Below are 14,531 nucleotides of genomic sequence, written 5' to 3' on the forward strand. Positions count from 1 at the left end.
TGCGATGATCTCGATCTCCTATTCGCACGAGCGGCAGCATCGGTTTGCCTGCGCTCTCGACTCCGCCCTCGGCCATCTGGTGGAGATTCCCGCCGCCTTGCTGGTGCTCGCGGAAATCGTCGTGTTGCTGGCCGGCGTGACGAGCCGCTATCTGCTCCACGCGCCCCTCGTCTGGTCCGATGAGCTCGCGTCCATGCTATTCCTGTGGCTCGCCATGCTAGGCGCCGTGATCGCCTTGCGGCGCGGCGAGCATATGCGGATGACGGCGCTGGTCGGCATGGCGCCGCCGGGCGTGCGGGCCTTTCTCGACGTGGTCGCGATCGCCGCGCCGATCGCGTTCCTCGCGATGGTGATCGGCCCGGCGATCAGCTTCGCGCAGGACGAATCGGTGATCACCACGCCGGCGCTCGAACTGTCGAACGCATGGCGCGCCGCCGCGTTGCCGATTGGTTCTGCACTGATGCTGATTGTGGCCGTGGTGCGGCTCGCTCGCATGGGCAACTGGCGGTTGACGCTCGGCGCGATTGCGACAGTTGGCGTGCTGGCCGGCATCTTCGTGGCGCTTGGACCGCTGTTGCGTGATCTCGGCAATATCAACCTGCTGATCTTCTTCGTCGGACTGGTGGCGCTTGGCGTGCTAAGTGGTGTGCCAATTGCCTTTTCGTTCGGACTCGCAACCTTCGGCTATCTTGCGCTGACGACCAGTACGCCCATGCCGGTGGTGGTTGGCCGGATGGATGAGGGCATGTCCCATCTGATCCTGCTCTCGGTTCCGCTATTTGTGTTTCTCGGCCAGTTGATCGAGATGACCGGCATGGCTGCGGCGATGATCGCGTTCCTCGCGAGCCTGCTGGGTCACGTGCGTGGCGGGCTCTCGTATGTGCTGGTCGGTGCGATGTACCTGGTGTCCGGTATCTCGGGCTCGAAGGCCGCAGACATGGCAGCGATCGCGCCGGTGCTGTTTCCGGAGATGAAAGCGCGCGGCGCGAAGCCGGGGGACCTTGTAGCGCTGCTGGCAGCAACTGGTGCGCAGACCGAGACGATTCCGCCGAGCCTGGTGCTGATCACGCTCGGCTCGGTGACCGGTGTATCGATCTCAGCGCTCTTCACTGGCGGCATGTTGCCGGGGATCGTGCTCGCGATTACCTTGTGCATAGTGGTGCAGTGGCGTTATCGGCGCGAGGATATGTCGAGCGTCAAGCGTGCGACTCGCGGCGAAATCCTTCGCAAGCTGGTTATCGCGATCCCGGCGCTCGCATTGCCGTTCGTCATTCGCGCGGCGGTAGTCCAGGGGATCGCGACGGCGACTGAAGTCTCGACAATCGGTATTGCGTATGCGGTGCTGGCCGGGTTGCTGATCTACCGCCGTTTCGAATGGAAGCGGCTGAAACCGATGCTGATCGATACGGCGAGCTTGTCAGGCGCGATCCTGCTGATCATCGGAGCGGCGACGAGCATGGCGTGGGCGTTGACGCAATCAGGCTTCTCCGGAGAACTCGCGCAGACGCTCGGCAATTTGCCTGGAGGCGCCGCGATGTTCATGGCCGCGTCCATTTGCGTGTTCGTGATTCTCGGCAGCGTGCTCGAAGGCATTCCGGCGATCGTGTTGTTCGGCCCGCTGATGTTTCCGATCGCGCGGCAGATGGGCATTCACGACGTCCACTACGCGATGGTCGTGATCCTGTCGATGGGCGTGGGTCTGTTCGCGCCGCCGTTCGGCGTCGGCTACTACTCGGCTTGTGCAGTTAGCCGCATTCATCCGGACGAAGGCATGAAACCGATTCTTGGCTACATTGCTGCGCTGATGGTCGGGCTGATCGTGGTCGCCGCAGTGCCGTGGATTTCGATCGGTTTCCTTCATTGAACGTTTGACTTGATGCTGCTGCTTCTTCTGAAGCACCGGGCCGCTACGGCGTGGCGCGGTCTTCTTCCAACTGACTCGTTTGATTGCCGCCGCGTCGCGCCCACGAGGCGGCGTAGAGGAGTGTCTTGTCATGTCCACCACCGAAGCTCGGCCCGCGTCGTTGATTACGTCGCTTTCGCCATCGCTGCCGCCAGCGATGCAGCAACCGCAAATGCCGTTGGCCGACGCGATCCGCTTCCTCTCTATCGATGCGATCCTGCGCGCCGGTGAGGGTCATCAGGGCGTGCCGCTTGGCATGGCTGAAATCGCGACCGCGCTGTTCACCCGGCATCTGAAATTCAATCCCGACGATCCCACCTGGCCCGACCGCGACCGTTTCGTGCTGTCCAACGGACACGGTTCGCTACTGCTGTATTCGCTGCTCTATCTGACCGGGTATGCGGCCATCGGGTTGGACCAGCTCAAGACCTTTCGTGAACTCGGCTCGCATTGCGCGGGGCATCCAGAGTACGAACCGGCGCACGGTATCGAAGCCACCACCGGTCCGCTAGGCCAAGGTATTGCAAACGCATTCGGGATGGCGATCGCCGAAGCCTATCTTGCAGCAAAATTCGGCAGCGAACTCGTCGATCACTACACGTATGCGTTCGTCGGCGACGGCTGTCTGCAGGAGGGCATCGGTCAGGAAATGATTTCGCTGGCCGGGCACCTGCGTCTGGGCAAGTTGATCCTGTGCTGGGACGACAACCAGATCACCGACGACGGCAGCACCTCGCTATCGATTAGCGAAGATGTCTGCGCACGGTTTCGCGTGGGCGGCTGGCATGTCGTCGAAGTCGACGGTCATGATCTCGACGCCGTGTCGGCGGCGCTGATGATCGCGCGCACAGACCCGCGACCGTCGATGATCGCGTGCAAGACCATCATCGGCCGTGGCATCGAGCGTTTGCAAGGGCAGCGCGGCGGGCATAGCGGCAAGCTGTTTCAGGCAGATGCCGACACGGCACGCGCGCAGCTCGGCTGGACGCATGCGCCGTTCGAGGTGCCTGAAGACATCTTGAGCGCATGGCGCGCGGCAGGCCGTCGCAGCCATCATGAACACCGTGCATGGCGGGCGCGCGTCGCCGCGTTGCCGGAGTCGCGACGCGCCGAGTTCGAGCGGGTTCAGTCCGGCGCGTTACCGCACGGCTGGCGCGACGTGCTCGACGCGTACCGCAAACGCGCCGTGGAGTGCGACAAACCGCAGCCTGGCATCGCGCTGTCGGGAGAGATCAGTGATCTGCTCGTGCCGATCTTGCCGGAACGCATGGTCGGTTGCGCCGATCTCGAAGCGCCTACCGGACACAAGCGTCAGTTGCACGCCTTCACCGCCGACGACCGCAGCGGTGCCTACGTTCATTGCGGCGTGCGCGAACACCTGATGGGCGCGATGGCCAACGGGATGGCCGCGCATGGCGGCATCATCGCGACCAGCGTCACCTATCTGGCGTTCTCCGACTACCAGCGGCCTGCGATGCGGATGGCCGCGCTCATGGGCTTGCCGGTGGTGTTCGTGTTCAGCCACGATTCGATCGGGGTCGGAAAGAACGGTCCGACGCATCAGCCCGTCGAGATATTGGCTTCGTTGCGCGCGATGCCCAACATGCGCGTGCTGCGTCCCGCCGATGCGGTAGAGGCGGCCGAGTGCTGGGCACTCGCGCTCGAACATCGCGACGGCCCGAGCACGCTGGTGTTCGCGCGCCAGGCGCTGCCGCTCGTGCGCCGCACGCACAGCGCCGAGCCGCTGTCGCGACGCGGCGCCTACGTGCTGGCCGAGGCGGACGGCGGCCAGCGCGTGGCGACCTTGCTCGCGACTGGTTCGGAAGTGGCACTGGCGTTGCAGGCGCGCAGCCAGTTACAGGACGAAGGCATCGCAACCGCTGTTGTGTCGATGCCATGCTGGGAAATCTTCGACGAACAGGATGACGCATATCGCGCGGCGGTTCTGGGTCCGGGCACTGTGCGCATCGGTGTCGAGGCCGCGCTGCGGTTTGGCTGGGACCGCTATCTGGGCGAGCGGGGCGGCTTCGTTGGAATGACCGGCTTCGGCGCATCTGCTGATGCGTACACGCTGTTCGAACATTTTGGCATTACGGCCGGTCATGTTGTGGCCGAAGTAAAACGCTTTCTGTAGAAGTGCGAAGGGGTATGAGGGCACTGTCAGGTTGCTCGGGCTATCGCTTAAAATGATGCGATGAAGAACAGGGAAATCGCTCTATCCCGGTAGCCTTGCTGGTGTGGAGCCCCTTTCGGGCACGCAGAGAGACCGGGTCGATCGCGTGTTGCAACCAGGGGTAACATATCCACATTGCATGCAGCAGTTCCACGACAAGGATCGCATCTTGACTTGATGGCGCCCACCATGAGCCACGACTCTTCAGGCAATCCCGACGAGCTGTCGTCAGGCGGCAGCCGCTACCATCAGGGGTATCCCAGGTTGGACGAAAGGCAACTGGCGCTATTGGAGCGATATGGCGAGCGATATGGCGAGCGACGCAAGCTGAAAGCCGACGACATTCTGTATTCCGAAGGCGACCGGCACATCGCGATGTTCGCCATTGTCTCCGGAACGATCGAGGCGACCAGAGCGGCCATTCAGGGCTCTCAATCAGGGTTGATTGTGGTTGGCGGTGGAAATTCGGCTGGACAGGCAGCGGTATTCCTTTCGAGGTTCGCACTTCAGGTTCATGTCATTATTCGTGGCGACGGGCTCAGCGAAGCTGCGGGTGACGTCTGTCGAGCGTTACCCGGTTCGTCCGCTATGGATACTCTTCGCCAGGCGTCCACAACCCAGAAAGGATTTGCACGATGGCCAAGATCTCTGCAGGGGTGGGTCCACAATTCCCACAAGTCGTTGTTCTGTTCGGCGCTACTGGCGATCTGGCGCGACGCAAGCTCTTGCCAGGCTTGTTCCATCTGTCGAGCGCTGGATTCATTCCGGGCTGCAGGATCATTGCAGTCGCACTCGACGACCTTCACATTGACGACTTTCGTCGCACGGCGCGAGAAGCGCTCGACGAGTTTTCTTCTCGCAAGGTCGCCCAGCCGGAGTGGGACACGTTCGCCGCCAATCTCGACTATCTGCCGCTGACAGCGGGCGCGGAGGCGCTCAAGGCGGCGGTGCTGAACGCCGAACTGAGCTTCAATGGTGAGTGCCGGCGGTTGCATTACCTCAGCGTTCCACCTAACGCTGCGCTCTCCGCAGTCGGTTTGCTCAAGGAAGCGGGCCTCGTGGAACGCTCACGGATCATCATGGAAAAGCCGTTCGGAACGGATCTGAAGAGTTCTGTTTCGTTGAATGCCCGGTTGCACGAAGTCTTCGAAGAAAAGCAGATCTTCCGGATCGATCATTTTCTGGGGAAGGAGCCCGCCCAGAACATTCTCGCCTTCCGCTTCGCGAACGGTCTGTTCGAGCCGATCTGGAATCGCAACTTCATTGACCACGTTCAGATCGACGTGCCTGAAACCCTGGGCCTCGGCAAGCGCGCGGGTTTCTATGAGCAAACAGGCGCATTTCGCGACATGGTCGTCACGCACCTGTTTCAGATCCTCGCATTCATGGCGATGGAGCCACCGACGTCGCTGGAACCGTCGCCCATTAGCGAAGAAAAGAACAAGGTCTTTCGCAGCATGCTGCCGATACAGCCAACCGACGTCGTCCGGGGGCAGTACACCGGTTATCGATCCGAGGAAGGCGTCAGTCCAGAATCAGAAACGGAAACATTCATTGCGTTGAAATGTTCGATCGATAATTGGCGCTGGGCTGGCGTTCCGTTCTATCTGCGCACAGGAAAGCGGCTTGCCGAGGGGCAACGCATCATTTCCATCGCATTTCGCGAGCCGCCGAAGAGCATGTTTCCGGCTGGATCAGGTGTCGGTTCGCAAGGACCGGACCATTTGACGTTCGATCTGGCGGATGCCTCGAAGATGTCGCTTTCGTTCTACGGCAAACGCCCGGGTCCCGGGATGCGGCTGGACAAACTGAGCTTGCAGTTCGCCATGCGCGATACCGGCCTGATTGGCGAAGTACTGGAAGCCTATGAGCGATTGATCCTTGATGCCATGCGCGGAGACCGTACGCTTTTCACTACCGCTGAGGGCATCGAGCGGCTGTGGGAAGTATCGACGGCCTTGCTCGAATCGCCTCCTCCCGTTCGCTTCTACGCCCCGGGCTCATGGGGGCCAAATGCCATCCATCAACTCGTCGCACCCCAGGCGTGGCGGCTTCCATTCGAGCGGGCGTGGCGGGATCCGAACGCCTTGGGTAGCTGACTTGTACAGGCTTGCTGGCAGCACGAGCGGACAGTGCTTCCAGGACGCGTTGAGACACGCGCTAAGCCGGGTCTAAAGCACGCATTACGATGCCTTCGTCTCCGGCGAGCAGCAAGTCGCGGCCTTCGATTCGCTCGCCCTCGCGACCTCCCGTGGTTGACAACACCAGGGTTCCCCGAGGCACCTCCACCGATGCATCCGCCCCGGTCATGTTCAACGCCATGAAAAACCGGTCACCATCCAGGCGGCGTTCATAGGTCAGTACGTTCCCGTTTGACACAACTCGTTCAATCGTCCCTTCCACCAACGCCGGTTCGCTTCTGCGCAACGCGAGCAAGCGTCGAAAAAGCGTCAGCATCGACGATGCTTGGCTATCCTGATCAATGACGTTGACACCGTTGCTGGCCGCTATCGGCAACCACGGCACACCGCTCGAAAAGCCAGCGTTCGGTGATCCATCCCATTGCATGGGCGTTCGCTCCGGGTCGCGGCCCTGGCCGATGCCAGGCTGTCGCAACTCGGCAGGATCCTGCACGCGATCGGGCGGAATCACCCCATCGGTCATGGCGATTTCATCGCCGTAATAGAGCGTGGGCGTGCCGCGCAGGGTGAGCAGCAACATCGCGGCGACTCGCGCCTGGCGCGTGCCGATGCGTGACGCGACACGCGGGTTGTCGTGATTGCCGAGCACCCAGTTTGGCCATGCGTGCAAAGGAAGCGCATGGTCGTATTCGGACACGATCCGCGCAATCTCCTTCGCGTTCCAGGGCGCACTGATCAGTTGAAAGTTGAACGGCATGTTTGCACCTTCGCCGTTCGGTCCGTAATAGCTGACCAGTTGAGGCACGGGCAAATAAATCTCGCCGATCAGCACGCGCTCGCCGTATTCGCCGTATTCGTCGAGCGTCGCGCGCATCGACCGGACGATGTCATGGACTTCCGGCTGATCTTCCGTATACGTTTGCAACTGCCGATGATGATCCGGTTCGCCGGCCTTGAACTGCGGGTTCGGCGGATTGTCGCGGAAGAGGGCGTCCTTGATCAGCAACCAAAGCACATCGACGCGAAAGCCATCGACGCTCCGATCCAGCCAGAACCGCAAGACGCAGTCCATTGCCGTGCGTACGTCGGCATTGCGCCAGTTCAGATCGGGCTGTTCACGCAGAAACGCGTGATAGTAATATTGGCCGGTGAGGGCATCCCATTCCCACGCCGAACCGCCCATACGGCTTAGCCAGTTGTTCGGAGGGCCCCCATCGGAAGCGGGATCGCGCCACAGATACCAGTCGCGCTTCGGGTTATCGCGTGATGAGCGGCTCTGCGTGAACCACGGATGTTTGTCGGAGGAATGATTGGGAACAAAATCGAGCAAGACCTTCAGGCCCAGTTCATGCGCATGAGACACGAGTCGGTCGAAGTCATCGAGCGTCCCGAACATAGGCGCGATGGCGCAATAGTCGGCGACGTCGTAGCCGAAGTCGACCATTGGCGACGGGTAGACAGGCGAGATCCATACGGCGTCCACGCCAAGCGTTCTGAGGTATTGCAGGCGCGCCGTGATGCCCGCAAGATCGCCGATGCCGTCGCCGTTTGCGTCCTGAAAAGAACGCGGGTAGACCTGGTAAATCACGCCTCGCTGCCACCACGCCAATTCTGACATTCCCGTTCCTCGAATGACTGCACAGGTTGGACCCACGAGCAGACTTAAATGCTAAACGATCTCTGGTACAAGAATGCAATCGTCTATTGCCTCTCGGTCGGCACATTCATGGACGCAAACGGCGACGGCGTAGGGGATTTCCAGGGGCTTATCCGCCGGCTTGATTATCTGCAGGGCCTCGGCGTTACCACTATCTGGCTGATGCCGTTTCAGCCATCGCCCGGCCTTGATGCCGGATACGACATCTCGGACTACTACAACGTCGATCCCCGCTACGGCACGCTAGGCGACTTCGCCGAGTTTGCGCATGCATGCCATCAACGCGGTCTTCGAGTCATGATCGACCTCGTGGTCAACCACACGTCCGATCAGCATGCGTGGTTCCGGGAAGCACGTAGCGATCCTGACTCGACATATCGCGACTGGTATGTGTGGTCAGATAAGAAACCTCGCAACGCCAAGGATGGAATCGTGTTCCCGGGCGTTCAGAAATCGACGTGGACGTACGACAAGCAGGCGGCGCTTTGGTACTTCCATCGTTTCTACGATTTCCAACCGGACTTGAATACAGCCAACCCGCATGTGCAGGCGGAGATCCTGAAGGTGATGGGCTTCTGGATTCAACTTGGCGTGTCGGGTTTCCGGATGGACGCCGTGCCCTTCGTGATATCGACGAAGGGCGCCAAGGTCGGGAAGCCGGTCGAGCAGTACGACATGCTGCGCACTTTCCGGGAATTCTTGCAGTGGCGCAAGGGAGACGCGATCATCCTCGCGGAGGCGAATGTCCTGCCCGATACGGACCTGGAGTATTTTGGCGACGACGGGGAGCGTCTCCAGATGATGTTCAATTTCCAGGTCAACCAGAATACGTTCTACACGCTGGCGAGCGCGGACACGGCACCGCTGAAGAAGGCGCTGCTGGCGACCAGGCCGCGGCCTGCAACGGCTCAATGGGGCGTGTTCCTGCGCAACCACGACGAACTTGATCTCGGCCGGCTGAGCCCTGAGCAACGGGCCACCGTATTCGCGGCCTTCGGCCCGGATCCGGACATGCAGCTATATGGAAGGGGCATCCGCAGAAGGATTGCGCCGATGCTCTCCGGCGACCGGCGACGTCTTGAACTCGCTTACAGCTTGATGCTCACGCTGCCGGGAACCCCCGTATTCCGATACGGCGATGAAATCGGCATGGGTGACGATCTGCGCCTGCCCGAACGTGAGTGCGCCCGCACGCCGATGCAGTGGTCCACCGAGCCGCATGGCGGCTTTACCAAGCACGCGCGGCCCGTCACGCGCGTCATTTCGGGTGGCCCTTACGGTTACGAACGGGTCAATGTGGCGGACCAGCGGCGCGACCCCAATTCGTTCCTGAACTGGACGGAGCGCCTGATTCGCATGCGTCGAGAGGTTCCGGAGATCAGTTGGGGCGACTTCGCGGTTTTACGCGCTTCCCGCAACGATGTCCTCGCAATGCGCTACGACTGGCGAAACAATTCGGTCTTGTGCCTGCATAACTTCAGCGCCGAGGCGTGCACGGTGAAGTTCAAGTCGGGTGCTGCGAATCCCGGCGAAGACGTCCTTGTCAACCTCCTATCCGACGATCATAGTCAAGTAGCCCCCGACGGCCGCCATAGCGTCGTTCTGGAGCCTTACGGGTATCGCTGGTATCGCGTGGGCGGACTCGATTACTTGCTCAAGCGCAGCGAAGTGTAATGTGCGCGGTGTCATCGTTCACTGTCGGGAACGGGGCGCCAAGAGGTGACGCGAAGGCTGCCGGCGAACGCATTTGGAACGCGCTTGGGCAAGCACGCATGTCATCGAAAGTCCCCAAGCGAAAACCCGCGGGTGTCGCCTCGATGACACTTGATGCCGAAAACGGGGTGCTGTCGCGCATTTTGAGTCGCTTCACTTCACTGGCGGCGAAGTGGGCTGGCAAGCGGCCCATGTACCAACAAACCCTGATCCCGCAGCGCTATTAACGTCATCGGCGGCGCCAACCTTGCGGAGGGCGCTTGGAAACACTCGCTTTCAACTGGGCAAACGGTCCTTCGATCTTGCACATGCTCGTCGAGCATCTGCAAATTGTAGCGGTGGGCGTCGGCTTCGCGATCCTCACCGGCGTACCGCTGGGATCGCCATCAGTCTCAACGAACGTGTGGCGCGCGTCGTGCTCTACGTCGCTGCCATCCTCATGACGGGTGCCGTCGGTCGCGCCGTTCGGCTTGTTAATCCCGGTACTGTCACTGATTGGGCAAGGCATCGGTCTCTTGCCGGCTGTGATCGCACTTTTCCTCTATTTGCAATTGCCAAATCGAAGTTGATATCGATCAACGCTACGCTCGGATCACCGCTTGTAGTGCCGGAGTCTGCGCTCATCGGTCAGCAGCGCATGGGTCAAAATCCCCTTCCTTGACCTGGACGCGGTGGTCCGCGATGGGGCGGACCCCCAGCGCCATGAGTCCGCTGCCCGCGGCGAGTACTTGCGAGGCTGCGCGGACCGCTCATTTCACAACACCTGCTTCAATTCGGCAAGGTCGACGACGCCAGATTGGCTCGTGAACGCCAGCGAGTGTCCGTGGCTCTGCTGTTGCGATACCCCGCTGATCCGATGATCGCCACTGTCATAGGTACGAAGGTCACCGTTTTCTTCGATCAGCAAGCGCTGTTTATCGGGGAAAAACGCATAGCGCACGCCGTTTTGTGAACCGCTAGCAGACGCGTGACCCAATTCATCAGGCCACCACTTTTCCATAGCGGCCATGGGCTTCATTGGCTCCATCGGTTTCATGGGTTGCATGGGCTTCATGGGTTTCATCGGTTCCATCGTTTTCTCTCCTTGCAGATGAAGGCGACAGATCGCCGCCTTCCTATTTTTTAAACTGCACCGCCTGCTTCGAGGCAGGGACGTTGGGTCTCCACCACAAACCGATGACACGTGCGCGGTCCGCCCCTCGTGCACGGGTGGTGGCATCCGCGAAGCGCTAGTCGCTGCAGGCGACCTTACGACGAATCAGCAAGCCGTGATCCCGACACTTTCAAACGGCTGTCGCGCTATTCAGATCACATCACGGAGCGAGCGATCAAGCGGGCCTCATGTGTTGAGTCGGCGCCGGGCGCAAGATCAGTCGTATCCGAGAGGTCAACCAACTGGGTCGACCTAAGCCGGTCACCATCGAACTCTGTCAACGTTGGACAGCAGGCCATGAATTGGCGACAATCCTGATGCCTGCGAGAGCGAGAGACGTGTTCCGTCCGGCGCAATATTGCGTCAAGAATTCGTTTGCCCACACTGGGTGCATGGCCAGCCATAAGAGCCCCGCATGCTGAACATTCTCGGAAAAGCATCATCCATCAACGTCCGCAAAGTGCTCTGGGCATGTGCCGAGCTGCGCATTCCCTTCGAGCGGGAGGACTGGGGCACGGGATTCAGACAAACCGATACTCCCGAATTTCTATCGTTGAATCCCAATGGTCTTGTACCCGTCATCAAGGACGGTGATTTTGTGCTTTGGGAGTCGAACGCGATCATCCGCTATCTGGCTTCGCGCTATGCTGGCGAAGCGCTTTATCCTACCGACCCCGTGAAGCGGGCAAGGATCGATCAGTGGATGGACTGGCAGGCAACGGATTTGAACCGGTCCTGGAGCTATGCATTTCTCGGCCTCGTCAGGAAGTCGCCTACACATCAGTCGCCGAACGAGATTTCCACGTCGCTCGCGGGCTGGGCTCGGCACATGAGCATACTGGAAAGTCAACTTGATGCAACGGGCGCGTTTGTCGCCGGAGAGCATTTCAGCCTCGCCGACATTCCTATCGGATTGTCCGTGAATCGCTGGTTCAGCACTCCGTTTGCGCATCCCCGCTTTACAGCCGTCTCCGACTATTTCGACCGCCTTGCTGATCGCACCGGCTTTGCAGCGTACTGCAAGAACGGAACGCCGTAATCGTCGTCTGGCCCTTCGCTGTGTTTTCGGCCGAGAGGCATTTCGGTGAAGAGCCGGTTTTGGACGGTTCAACCGGCTACCGTAGATCGATCTGGGCCGGCCGGGTCAAGGAGAGACAGGCTATCGTTCGTCTTCATCGTAAATCTGACATTTAGCCGTAGCAAACGACTTAATATTTGGAGAGTGAGGTGAAAATAGCGAAGCTTGCAAGTATCGCGCTGCTCTGTGCCGCTGTCGCCGCCGGTATCTCACCGGTTGTTTCGGCCCAGCCGCAAGGAGATTACGGGCCACCTCTAGAAACCGTCAAGACCTTCGACACGTTCAAGCTCGTTGGCATTGGTGTGTCCCACGAGGGCCGCATCTTCGCGAGTGCCCCCGCAGCCGAGTCCGGCGACAGGCTCGTTGAGGTCAATGCCCAAACCGGCACGGTGACGCCGTATCCCGATCAGGCCTGGAATACCTCTGGCACTGACACGGAGCATGAGTGGGCTATCCCGCAGGCGATGTGGGTGGACAAAGCCGACCACCTGTGGGTGCTCGATTCCGGGCGAGCGGTGCTGACGGCCGCGAGTCCGGGCGCGAAACCCAAGCTGGTCGAGTTCGACCTCAGCAGCAACAAGGCGATCCGCAGTTATGGCTTCGATGGCACCGTTGCGCCTAGCGACTCGCTCAACGATGTGCGCATCGACCTCGTCCATGGGTACGCGTATTTGAGCAACGTCGGCAATCGCGGCAGCCTGGTCGCGCTGAACCTTAAGACCGGCAGATCGCGGCAGGTTCTGGTCGGCGACCGCTCAACCTTTGCCGATCCCCAGCAGCATCTGATGATCGGCGGGCAACCAGCGCAAACTAACGATGGCAAGCAGGTCGCGATCCACGCCGACGGCATCGCGCTCTCCCCGGACGCCAAATGGATCTACTACCGGCCGCTGACCGATCACAACTACTGGCGGGTGCCAACAAGTGCCCTGATCGACGTCCGTCTGACCCCCGTCCAAATGTCACGCAAGGTGCAATACCTCGGCTCGGCCGAACTGACCGGCGGTTTGATCATGGACCAGCATGGGACGCTTTACGGCGGCGATCTCGAACACAGCACCATCGTTGCTCTCGACATTGATCCCGCTACACACAAAGTGAAATCGCGCCTTTTCGTACGCGCTCCCGGGCGACTGTCCTGGGCGGATGGCTTCGCTATCAGCCAAGGTTATCTCTACATCGCAGACTCCCACCTCTGGGAGGTGACATTCAAGAATCATCTGCCACGTTCCGGACCGCTCACCATTTTCAGGGCAAAGTTGCCCGGGTGAACTCCAGCCAGCGGGTGGGCGGAGCTCAGGAAGCCTTGCTCGCCCGCATCCGGATTCGCGGGGCGCGTCGCCCCGTACTGTCGGGCGGGCGCCTGCCAGTGGCGCATTGATCCGCTCCAGCGGGCCCGATTGACCGCAGGTGTTGATGCCGGTCAGATGCACGCCGCGCGACGACACAGATGAACATGATCGATGTGCAGAACTCCACCGCGAAGACGCTGGGGCTCGAGTCGTCGGACGAAATCACGATCGCCAATATCCAGTACGGGCGGGCGACCATGGGTCATAACACAGTGGGGCGTGGCGGCATTGGGGCAACCGGCTTCTGATCTGAACCGGGAGCTGCATCATACTCAAACCGGCGTATGGGTGGGCGGAGCAACGCTGCATTAGGCAATATGAAAACTGATGGAGCTTTGAGACCCGTCAGCCTGCTGGATCCAGAGGCTACCGGTTTCGGCGATGACGGGCAAAGTTGGCCGCTCATGGACGTGCGTGCGTAGCTTTCCCGAATTGGCGGTCTCGCGATAAACGTGAATGCGAATTCGCCGATCTCCAGCTTGGAGGATCGGCCGGATGGCGGCTTTCTCTGAGAACGGCCGTTCACTCGAGGACTTTGTTCGGCGTAGCGCTGAACGAGATAAACCGGGCAATGGACCACTTGCCATCCGGCTGCCGTTTGAAAATGTCCATGCCCGCTTCAGTACTCACGCTCGACGCGCCACCCTTCTGCGCAGTAAGGGTCCAGAACAGCCGGACTACGGCGATATCCCCGGACACGATGATTTCGCGGATGTCGGGGCTGTCGTAATGGAGCTGCAACCCGGGTTTCGCCAACACGGCACTGAGCTTTCCGCAGACTGCGTCCCGGCTACCATCGAGCGCGTCAGGAACGGTTGAAACCAGATCAGGGGCGAACACGTCACAGACTCCTGCAGCATCGCGAGCGTTAAACGCCACCGTCCAACGCTGCAGCCGTTTCGTGATGGCGGCCTTGTCTGAATCCACGTCTGCGCGAGCGGGGGTCACCGCGCCAACGCCGGCTAGCACGACGGCAATTGCCAGCAGCCATCTGATCATGGTGGGTCTCCAAATCAATCTGGTTCGCTGCCATTTTATAGGGAACAGATCCAGCAAGGTGGTGTCGCGTTAAGGACGATGCGACGATGCGACGATGCGACGATGCGACGATGCGACGATGCGACGATGCGACGATGCGACGATGCGACGATGCGACGATGCGACGATGCGACGATGCGACGATGCGACGATGCGACGATGCGACGATGCGACGATGCGACGATCAGTCGCCTGAGATGAAGAGGATTGCTTACATCACGAGAGAATAGAACTTTTGTGCAGAAGTCGATGCAACGCCATCGTCACATATCTGCCCCTTGCGAATCATGTGCGCGATCTCTATGCCAGACAGGATGATGCGC

General features: G+C 60.4%; 11 protein-coding genes and 1 pseudogene. 8 read left to right on the forward strand and 4 right to left on the reverse strand.

What is annotated here, in order from left to right; genetic code table 11:
* The first annotated feature begins 4 nt into the window (after positions 1–4).
* The 3 genes from BSU04_RS36995 to zwf all read left to right on the forward strand — a co-directional run bounded on the left by BSU04_RS36995 (position 5) and on the right by zwf (position 6,175).
* The gene (locus BSU04_RS36995; protein ID WP_089165179.1) at positions 5–1,864 is read left to right on the forward strand and encodes a TRAP transporter large permease; all 1,860 of its coding nucleotides are present in this window, start codon (positions 5–7) and stop codon (positions 1,862–1,864) included.
* 196 nt (positions 1,865–2,060) lie between these two features.
* The gene (gene tkt, locus BSU04_RS37000) at positions 2,061–4,037 is read left to right on the forward strand and encodes a transketolase (RefSeq protein WP_256983742.1); all 1,977 of its coding nucleotides are present in this window, start codon (positions 2,061–2,063) and stop codon (positions 4,035–4,037) included.
* A gap of 674 nt (positions 4,038–4,711) precedes the next feature.
* Complete coding sequence (gene zwf, locus BSU04_RS37005) at positions 4,712–6,175, forward strand: glucose-6-phosphate dehydrogenase (protein ID WP_089165181.1); 1,464 nt, start codon at positions 4,712–4,714, stop codon at positions 6,173–6,175.
* Positions 6,176–6,236: 61 nt separating this feature from the next.
* Here the strand turns inward: zwf and BSU04_RS37010 are convergent, their stop codons facing one another.
* On the reverse strand, positions 6,237–7,835 hold the full coding sequence (locus BSU04_RS37010; RefSeq protein ID WP_089165182.1) for an alpha-amylase family glycosyl hydrolase: 1,599 nt from the start codon (positions 7,833–7,835) through the stop codon (positions 6,237–6,239).
* Positions 7,836–7,883: 48 nt separating this feature from the next.
* Here BSU04_RS37010 and BSU04_RS37015 point away from each other — a divergent pair, with 48 nt between their 5' ends.
* Together BSU04_RS37015 and BSU04_RS46840 are read left to right on the forward strand one after the other, a co-directional pair.
* Positions 7,884–9,548: an alpha-amylase family protein gene (locus BSU04_RS37015; RefSeq protein ID WP_089165183.1), complete on the forward strand. Its 1,665-nt coding sequence runs from the start codon at positions 7,884–7,886 to the stop codon at positions 9,546–9,548.
* Between the two features lie 98 nt (positions 9,549–9,646).
* Entirely contained in the window at positions 9,647–9,814 is a 168-nt protein-coding gene (locus tag BSU04_RS46840) for a hypothetical protein (RefSeq protein WP_179258567.1), read from the forward strand.
* Positions 9,815–10,341: 527 nt separating this feature from the next.
* Here the strand turns inward: BSU04_RS46840 and BSU04_RS37030 are convergent.
* Positions 10,342–10,659, reverse strand: coding sequence for a hypothetical protein (locus tag BSU04_RS37030; protein ID WP_089165185.1), 318 nt, complete (start codon positions 10,657–10,659; stop codon positions 10,342–10,344).
* Between the two features lie 496 nt (positions 10,660–11,155).
* Between BSU04_RS37030 and BSU04_RS37035 the strand changes: the two genes are divergently transcribed.
* The 3 genes from BSU04_RS37035 (at position 11,156) to BSU04_RS46845 (ending at position 13,418) form a co-directional block, all read left to right on the forward strand.
* Positions 11,156–11,779, forward strand: a complete 624-nt coding sequence (locus tag BSU04_RS37035) for a glutathione S-transferase family protein (protein ID WP_089165186.1) — start codon at positions 11,156–11,158, stop codon at positions 11,777–11,779.
* Positions 11,780–11,967: 188 nt separating this feature from the next.
* On the forward strand, positions 11,968–13,089 hold the full coding sequence (locus BSU04_RS37040; RefSeq protein ID WP_089165187.1) for an L-dopachrome tautomerase-related protein: 1,122 nt from the start codon (positions 11,968–11,970) through the stop codon (positions 13,087–13,089).
* 179 nt (positions 13,090–13,268) lie between these two features.
* A complete protein-coding gene (locus tag BSU04_RS46845; RefSeq protein WP_179258568.1) occupies positions 13,269–13,418 on the forward strand; it encodes a hypothetical protein in 150 nt (49 codons plus the stop codon).
* 274 nt (positions 13,419–13,692) lie between these two features.
* Here the strand turns inward: BSU04_RS46845 and BSU04_RS37045 are convergent, their stop codons facing one another.
* Together BSU04_RS37045 and BSU04_RS45970 are read right to left on the reverse strand one after the other, a co-directional pair.
* On the reverse strand, positions 13,693–14,169 hold the full coding sequence (locus tag BSU04_RS37045; RefSeq protein WP_089165188.1) for a YybH family protein: 477 nt from the start codon (positions 14,167–14,169) through the stop codon (positions 13,693–13,695).
* 250 nt (positions 14,170–14,419) lie between these two features.
* Positions 14,420–14,531 (reverse strand): annotated as a pseudogene (locus tag BSU04_RS45970) (IS6 family transposase); the annotation flags it as partial.

It is taken from the genome of Caballeronia sordidicola, assembly GCF_002220365.1.
Taxonomy (GTDB): domain Bacteria; phylum Pseudomonadota; class Gammaproteobacteria; order Burkholderiales; family Burkholderiaceae; genus Caballeronia; species Caballeronia sordidicola_C.

Coding starts and splice junctions, on each gene's coding strand:
- BSU04_RS36995 (WP_089165179.1), top strand. CDS start 5: ATGATCTCGATCTCCTATTCGCACGAGCGGCAGCATCGGTTTGCCTGC.
- tkt (WP_256983742.1), top strand. CDS start 2,061: ATGCAGCAACCGCAAATGCCGTTGGCCGACGCGATCCGCTTCCTCTCT.
- zwf (WP_089165181.1), top strand. CDS start 4,712: ATGGCCAAGATCTCTGCAGGGGTGGGTCCACAATTCCCACAAGTCGTT.
- BSU04_RS37010 (WP_089165182.1), bottom strand. CDS start 7,835: ATGTCAGAATTGGCGTGGTGGCAGCGAGGCGTGATTTACCAGGTCTAC.
- BSU04_RS37015 (WP_089165183.1), top strand. CDS start 7,884: ATGCTAAACGATCTCTGGTACAAGAATGCAATCGTCTATTGCCTCTCG.
- BSU04_RS46840 (WP_179258567.1), top strand. CDS start 9,647: ATGTCATCGAAAGTCCCCAAGCGAAAACCCGCGGGTGTCGCCTCGATG.
- BSU04_RS37030 (WP_089165185.1), bottom strand. CDS start 10,659: ATGGAACCGATGAAACCCATGAAGCCCATGCAACCCATGAAACCGATG.
- BSU04_RS37035 (WP_089165186.1), top strand. CDS start 11,156: ATGCTGAACATTCTCGGAAAAGCATCATCCATCAACGTCCGCAAAGTG.
- BSU04_RS46845 (WP_179258568.1), top strand. CDS start 13,269: ATGAACATGATCGATGTGCAGAACTCCACCGCGAAGACGCTGGGGCTC.
- BSU04_RS37045 (WP_089165188.1), bottom strand. CDS start 14,169: ATGATCAGATGGCTGCTGGCAATTGCCGTCGTGCTAGCCGGCGTTGGC.